Source organism: Cytobacillus purgationiresistens, from assembly GCF_030813235.1.
GTDB classification, from domain to species: domain Bacteria; phylum Bacillota; class Bacilli; order Bacillales; family Cytobacillaceae; genus Cytobacillus; species Cytobacillus purgationiresistens.
On the sequence record NZ_JAUSUB010000039.1, the window covers coordinates 35,792 to 43,700 of the forward strand.

A 7,909-nucleotide genomic window follows, 5' to 3' on the forward strand; every position below is an offset into this window, starting at 1 on the left:
CTCTCCTTTAATGTATTCGACGATTGTCGATATTTGTCGATATTTGGAGGTGACAGGCACCTATATCAATTACCTAATTAATGTTGTTCCGGTCATTTCACTTGGTTTGGGCAGGTGTAGGATGCCCAGCATGGTTGGTGCTAGGTCTCCTAGGATGCCGTTTTGACGAAGGGTTAGGCCTTCTTTTGTGATGATGACTGGAACTGGGTTGGTTGTATGGGCAGTCATTGGGCTGCCTTCTAGTGTGACAACTTCATCAGCATTGCCATGATCGGCTGTGATGATGGCCACTCCGCCTTTTTCTGTTATTAAATCGATGATCTTACCTAAGCATTCGTCGACCGTTTCGACCGCCTTAATGGTTGGCACGAGCATACCAGAATGGCCCACCATGTCTGGATTGGCGAAGTTAAGAATGATGGCGTCCTGCTTATCATTCTTGATTTCATCCAGCAGCGCGTCCGTTACTTCATAAGCGCTCATTTCTGGCTTCAGATCGTATGTAGCGACTTTTGGTGAGTTGATTAAGATGCGCTCCTCACCAGGAAATTTATCTTCGCGCCCTCCGCTCATAAAGAACGTCACATGCGGATATTTCTCTGTTTCTGCAATTCTTAATTGTTTTAAGCCATGCTGAGATAAAACCTCTCCAAGAGTATTATCCAGGTTTGTCGGCTTAAAGGCAACATATCCATTAACCGTTTCACTAAAATGCGTTAAGCAAACAAAGTATAAGTCCTCCGGATGTCCGGGGCCACGATCAAATGAGCGGAAATCCTTATTAGTAAAAGTGTTAGAAATCTGGATAGCACGATCTGGGCGGAAGTTGTAGAAAATCATAGCATCATCTTTCTGAACGGTTCCAACCGGCGCACCATCTTTCTTTGTAATAACAGATGGAAGGACGAACTCATCAAAAATCCCATTTTGATAGTTATCTTCAACTAAATCCAAGGCATTCTTATAAGATGGGCCTTCACCGTAAACCATCGAACGATAGGATTTTCCCACACGCTCCCAGCGTTGGTCGCGATCCATTGAATAGTAGCGTCCAGAAATTGTCGCAAATTCCCCGACGCCAATTTCTTTCATTTTTGCTTCGGCCGCTCTAATATATCCAGCAGCTGTTTGCGGTCCAACATCACGGCCGTCTAAAAAGCCATGAACTAAGACTCTCTCTACACCTTCATCAGCTGCTAATTGCAGTAAAGCATAGAGATGCTCAATATGGCTATGTACACCGCCGTCAGAAAGGAGACCCATCAAATGCAGGCTTGTTCCTTTCTTCTTCACATGCTCAATTGCTGAAAGAAACGTTTCATTCTTTTCAAAATGTCCGTCACGTATAGCAACATTGACTCTTGTTAAGCTTTGATAAACAACGCGGCCTGCGCCGATATTTAAATGTCCAACCTCAGAGTTTCCCATCTGACCGATTGGGAGACCAACTTCCTCTCCGCTCGCAGTTAAGTAAGCGTGAGGGTATTTCTCCCAAAGTCGATCAAAATTAGGTTTATTCGCTTGAGCAACGGCATTTCCCATCCGCTCTCCTCTAATGGCAAAACCATCTAAAATAATGAGCGCGACAGGTGCTTTACTCATACTTGCCTGCCTCCAATAACTGCAGGAATGAAGATGAATCGAGGCTTGCTCCTCCTACAAGGGCGCCATCAATATCAGGCTGAGCCATATATTCTTCAATATTAGCAGGCTTCACGCTGCCGCCATACTGAATGCGGATAGCGTCCGCTGCTGTTTGAGAAAATTGCTTGGCTACAACTTCACGTATATAAGCACATACTTCATTTGCATCTGCAGCAGTGGAAGACTTGCCAGTCCCAATCGCCCAAATCGGTTCATAAGCGATGACTGTTTTTTGTAATTGCTCTTCTGTCAAACCTAGGAGAGCCTTTTCAACTTGTCTGCCTACAAAGCTTTTTGTATCACCATTCTCACGCTGCTCAAGTGTTTCTCCTACACAAACGATAGGTGTTAAGTCATGGGAAAAAGCAGTTAGCGCTTTCTTATTGACTGCTTCATCCGTTTCATTAAACATTTCTCGTCTTTCGGAGTGTCCGAGAATGACGTATTTCACACCTAAATCTTGAAGCGCGGCAGGACTGATTTCTCCTGTGAATGCACCACTTTCTTCAAAATGCATATTTTGTGCACCGATTTCGATCGGGGATCCTTCGACTCCTTCAACTAAACGCTCTAAAAATAAAGCAGGCGCACAAACGACTGTGTCCATATCCATTTCATCAGGAACGAGGCCATTGATTTCTTCAATAAATGATTTTGCCTCCGCCATCGTTTTATGCATTTTCCAGTTTCCTGCGATGATTGGTTTACGCATAACGTCCCGTCCTTTCACGCAATTTTTTTCATGAAGTTTTATTTATCATTTAATGCGACAACGCCTGGAAGTTCCTTGCCTTCCATAAATTCCAATGAAGCGCCGCCACCAGTTGAAATATGGCTCATGCGATCAGCAAAGTGGAATTTCTCAACCGCCGCTGCTGAATCTCCGCCGCCGATAACTGAGTAAGTATCGTTTGCTTCTGCTAAGCTTTCTGCAACTGCTCTTGTACCGCCAGCAAACTGATCCATTTCAAACACACCCATTGGCCCGTTCCAAATCACTAGCTTTGAGCTTTGGATAACATCACTGTATATATTCGCTGTTTCCGGTCCAATATCCAGTGCCATCCATTCAGATGGAATTTCCTCAATGGAAACTGTTTTTGCCTCTGCATCTTCCGCAAAACGATCAGCTACAACTGCATCGATAGGCATATAGAATTTCACGCCTTTTTCTTCCGCTTTTTTCATGAATGTTTTTGCAGTTTCAATTTTATCTTCTTCTAAAAGAGATTTTCCAATATCATGACCTTGAGCTTTAATAAAAGTAAATGCCAACCCTCCGCCGATAATAAGATTATCTACTTTTTCCAGCAAGTTATCAATCACATCGATTTTGTCTTTTACCTTCGCGCCGCCGATGATCGCTGTGAATGGACGTTCTGGATTAGAAAGTGCTTTTCCAAGGACATCAAGCTCTTTTTCCATTAAAAGACCTGAGACCGCTGGAATGTGGTGTGCAATTCCTTCTGTTGATGCATGCGCACGGTGCGCTGCTCCAAAGGCATCATTCACATATACATCTGCAAGTGCTGCAAAAGCTTGGGCAAGCTCAGCATCATTCTGCTCTTCTCCTGCATAGAAACGAACGTTTTCTAATAGAAGAACTTCCCCTTCGCTCATGCCGCCAATGATTGTTTGAACGGCTTCTCCATGAGCTTCATCTGCTTTTTTCACATCCTTGCCTAAAAGAGCAGATAAACGCTCAGCAACAGGTGTTAAGCGAAGCTCTTCAACTACCTTGCCTTTTGGACGGCCTAGATGGCTTGCTAAAATTACTTTTGCACCTTGTTCCATTAAATATTTTATCGTTGGAAGCGCTGCACGAATGCGGGTTTCATCTGTCAACTGACCATTTTTCATTGGGACATTGAAATCCACACGGCAAAATACGCGTTTGCCCTTTAAATCTACATCTTTCACACTCTTTTTGTTCATAGCAAAAGTGCCCTCCTAAATATAATGATAGACTATTTTCTAGTTAGCTGCTTTTTAACTACTAAAGAAAGGCGAAGCACCCTAAAACCCGGCAAGAAATGTAAGTATTGCTTGCTTGAAAAAGGCTGGTGCTAAAAGCTAGATCAACTTCCAGCTTATGTATAATGAAACACCGTTTTCTTGCATGCACTATGATTAGCTCCAAAACGTTTAGAAAAAGTCATAAGAATAGAGAGTGGGAATGTCCCCGCTCTCCCTTTACCATTTATCATTATAGACGTTCATGAATTGAATATCCATAAAGATATAGGATTGAATGATGATTTTTTCATGATAACAATTCCCAACTATTTAGTTAACGGGAAGGAGGGGTGATTATCCCTTTTCTGCAATATATTCTACTAAATCGATTACTCGATGAGAATAGCCGCTCTCATTATCGTACCACGAGATGACCTTGACCATACTTCCGTCCATTACCATTGTCGATAAAGCATCAATAGTTGATGAAGCAGGATTTCCATTATAATCACTTGATACAAGCGGCTCTTCACTATAAGCTAATATGCCTTTTAAATGTCCATCTGCCGCGTCCTTCAATGCTTGATTAACTTCATCCACTGTTACATCCCTATTCAACTCTACCACCAGATCAACTAATGAAACATTTGGCGTTGGTACACGCATTGCTCCACCATTCAACTTGCCTTTCAACTCAGGCAGCACAAGGGAAACTGCCTTCGCTGCTCCTGTTGAGGTAGGAATAATATTCTCTGCAGCAGCACGGGCACGGCGATAATCTTTATGAGGCAAATCAAGAATTTGTTGATCGTTCGTGTAAGAATGGACAGTCGTCATCATGCCTCGTTTGATCTCGAATGAATCATTTAGGACCTTCGCAAACGGTGCTAAACAGTTCGTCGTACAAGAGGCATTCGAAACGATATGATGATTGGCAGGATCATATTTATCATGGTTGACACCCATAACAATCGTAATGTCTTCATCTGTCGCAGGTGCAGATATTATGACCTTCTTCGCTCCAGCCTCAAGGTGCTTAGCCGCATCTCCCCGCTTTGTGAACCGGCCAGTCGATTCGATGACGATTTCCACACCTAGTTCTTCCCAGCCAATTTGGGCAGGGTCGCGCTCAGCCAGCACCTTCACTTTCCTCCCGCCAACGACTAAATCTTCTCCATCTACTAATACTTCCTCATTAAATGTTCCATGAATTGAATCATATTTTAAAAGATGAGCAAGCATATTTGCGTCTGTTAAATCGTTAACTGCTACAATCTCCACTTTCTCATTTCCAAACGCTGCCCGAAATACATTACGTCCAATTCTTCCAAAACCATTAATTCCTACTTTGATTGTCATATAAAATTCCTCCTAAGTAATATGTTTATTTGTCCAACAGTTGATGTGCTGCGCCTTCATCCGTAATCAAAATCGTTGTCCTAGGTGCTTGCTTCATATAAGATGCAATGGCTTTTGCTTTTGAATACCCGCCAGCTACTGCAATAACATGTTTAATTGTAGAAAGATCCTCTAACTGCAAGCCAATTGTCTGCACCTTATGCACCACTTCACCACTTTCGTTAAAATAGTAGCCAAAGGCTTCGCCTACTGCCTTCCCATTCTTTAACTTTTCTCTATCAGAGATATCTGACTCGCGGCGTTCAGCCATTGTCATGGCATCCCCGATCCCGTGTAAAACCATATTCGCACATCTGATTTGCTGTAAAACTTCATTAATTGCAGGTTCCTTAATCATGGATTGATACATTTCCGTACTCACTTGATCAGGTACGTATAATGTTCGATAGCCTGCATTCGTGCGCTCAGCCATTTTAGAACATATGGTATTGGCTTGATTACTCATAACCGCACCGATACCGCCTCTGGCTGGGACGAACAGCCAGTCTGCTGTTGATAAGCTAGCTGTTAGCACTTCCGAAACAGAAGCCATCGTAGAACCTCCGGTGACAGCAATTATGCTATTCCCTCCTAATAAGGATTCCATCAGTCTGGCTGTCTCATTCCCGAGTTCCTTTTTTACCGCTGGATTTTTATCAGCATCACCTGACACAAGGATCACTTGCTGGATCCCAAGCCTTTCTGCAAGCTGCTTTTCCATTATGTTTATACCCGTTATTTCCTTCATCATACGTCCGAGCTGAAAGAGTATTTCACGCCCCTCTTCAGTCAAACTCATACCAATATTCGAGACTTGTACAAGCCGTTGCTCCTTCAAAAAATCCACTTCACTTCTTAATACACGTTCAGTCATTTCAAGACTCGCCGCTAAACTTCTTCTACCTACAGGTTCCATTTGAACAATGTAACGAAGAATATCGTATCTTGTTTGCATCACTTCCAATAAATCAGGCAATACTCTTTTTGATACCTCAATGAATGAACCCATCACCTAAAAATCCCCTTCGTACCCCTTTGGTCGCTTTATGTCCACCATAGACATTTTTTGTCCCACTTGGTTAAAAAAATAAATCACTCTTGCTTATATTTCCATTTTAGCAGGAGTGATCTGTAAATACAACTGATGAGAAGCAACTATTTCTTCTGAAGCGCTTCCAGTACAGTAAAATGATCAATTTGCCCATACTGAATGATTTCCCCATCAATCTCAACCACCGGAATCATTAATCCATACTTTTCTGTCCATTCATCACTTTCATCTATATCCAATTCTGTATAAATAAAATCATGCTCTTCCCTTACATCTGCAATTACCCTTTGCGCCTTCACACATAAAGGACAGCGACTGCGTGTATACAGATTCAATCTAGATTCTTTCATCGTATTCACCCTCACCATCAATCATATCTTTTCCTCTTCGAAGAGGAAGGAATGCCAAGCTGATCACGATACTTTGCTACTGTTCTTCTAGAAATGACCGTGCCCTCTTCTTCTTTCAGCCTGCGAACAATCTCCTGATCGGATAACGGCTTCTTCTTATTCTCTTCCTTCACCATTTGACTAATTCCATTTTTCACTTGCTGCGACGAAGTATTTTCAAACGACGTCGTCTTGATTGTACTAGAGAAGAACGATCTGAGTTCATATAACCCAAAAGGAGTTTGTGTATATTTTTCACGGACCGCTCTGCTTACCGTAGATTCATGAATCTCCAACTCATCCGCAATTTCTTTCATCGTCATCGGCTTCAAATATGTTGGTCCTTTTGAAAAGAAATCAGGCTGTTTCTCAAGTATTTTTAAAGAAACTCTCATTAGGGTATCTTTCCGTTGCTCTATACTGCGGACAATCCATTGGTAATCCTGTCTTTTTTCCTGCAAAAAGCGATTCACCTGCTGGTCTGCCCCTGAATTAAATTGCTGATAGTAGCCGTCATTGAAGCTGATCTTCGGGAGAGCTTCATCAAATATGCTGACTAAAAAAGATTCCCCATCCCATTTTATAACCACATCAGGTGTGATATAAGCTGATTTCTCTTCTTGAAATGGAGAAGCCGGTCGCGGGTTTAAGGTTTGAATAAGATCGAACACCGCCTGAATTCCCTTCAAATCGACATCAATTCGCTTAGAAATATCCTTCCATTTCTTCTCAGCAAATAAAATAAAATACTTTTCTATAATTAATTCTGCAAGCTCATGATGTGGAGTCATACGCTGAAGCTGCAGCAATAAACATTCCTGTAAATTTCTCGCACCTACCCCTGCCGGTTCTAAGCACTGGAGCTCAGTAATTGCTTCACAAACTTCTTCATCAGAAGCTTGAAAAAACAACGCTGTTTCCTCCATACCCGCCTGCAAGTAACCGTTTTCATCCAGATTATCTATCAAATAAGATACTATTTTTATTTCTCTCTCATCCATCACGGTAATAGACAGCTGTGATAGCAAATATTCCTGTAATGTCAAACTCTGCTGTGTGCCAATTTGTTCAATCCAATTTTGCTTATCTTTTTCTACTTTTGTTCTAGATGGTTTTACACGATCATAGCGAGGGTCCATCGTTTGAACATTACCAGATTCAATCTGTAATAGGGGATTTTCCAGTGCTTTATTTTCTAAAAAGGCAGAAAGCTCCTGCGTGTTATACTGCAACAACGCAATCGCCTGCGTAAGCTCCTGTGTCATCGTCAACTTTAAAGTTTGCTGTTGCCATAACCCTGCTTTCATATTCATTACACATTCCCCCTCCCCTCATTTTACAACAACCATTAAAAATATTGAATAGAAATAAATTGGCAACCCGAAAAGCGGAGGGGCCTTGGTCAGCCCCGACAAGCTTAAGACGCACAAGAAATGAAGGTGGTCTTTCCTTCAATTCTTGTGTGGCTTAA

7 protein-coding genes are annotated in these 7,909 nt (G+C 42.1%); all 7 read right to left on the reverse strand.

Annotated elements, in window-relative coordinates; genetic code table 11:
* Positions 1-69: 69 nt before the first annotated feature.
* The gene (gene gpmI, locus J2S17_RS25865; protein ID WP_307479534.1) at positions 70-1,602 is read right to left on the reverse strand and encodes a 2,3-bisphosphoglycerate-independent phosphoglycerate mutase; all 1,533 of its coding nucleotides are present in this window, start codon (positions 1,600-1,602) and stop codon (positions 70-72) included.
* Positions 1,595-2,356 (reverse strand): triose-phosphate isomerase, encoded by a 762-nt coding sequence (gene tpiA / locus J2S17_RS25870; RefSeq protein WP_307479536.1) that lies wholly within the window; start codon positions 2,354-2,356, stop codon positions 1,595-1,597. The genes gpmI and tpiA overlap by 8 nt, the downstream gene beginning before the upstream one ends.
* Before the next feature lie 38 nt (positions 2,357-2,394).
* A complete protein-coding gene (locus J2S17_RS25875) occupies positions 2,395-3,579 on the reverse strand; it encodes a phosphoglycerate kinase (RefSeq protein WP_307479539.1) in 1,185 nt (394 codons plus the stop codon).
* Positions 3,580-3,954: 375 nt separating this feature from the next.
* Entirely contained in the window at positions 3,955-4,959 is a 1,005-nt protein-coding gene (gene gap / locus J2S17_RS25880) for a type I glyceraldehyde-3-phosphate dehydrogenase (protein WP_307479542.1), read from the reverse strand.
* A 25-nt stretch (positions 4,960-4,984) separates the two neighbouring features.
* Positions 4,985-6,007: a sugar-binding transcriptional regulator gene (locus J2S17_RS25885; RefSeq protein ID WP_307479545.1), complete on the reverse strand. Its 1,023-nt coding sequence runs from the start codon at positions 6,005-6,007 to the stop codon at positions 4,985-4,987.
* 146 nt (positions 6,008-6,153) lie between these two features.
* Positions 6,154-6,399 carry a glutaredoxin family protein gene (locus J2S17_RS25890; RefSeq protein WP_307479548.1) on the reverse strand — a complete coding sequence of 82 codons (246 nt, stop codon included), beginning with the start codon at positions 6,397-6,399 and terminating at the stop codon, positions 6,154-6,156.
* Between the two features lie 17 nt (positions 6,400-6,416).
* Positions 6,417-7,751, reverse strand: coding sequence for an RNA polymerase factor sigma-54 (gene rpoN, locus J2S17_RS25895; protein WP_307479550.1), 1,335 nt, complete (start codon positions 7,749-7,751; stop codon positions 6,417-6,419).
* Positions 7,752-7,909: the final 158 nt, after the last annotated feature.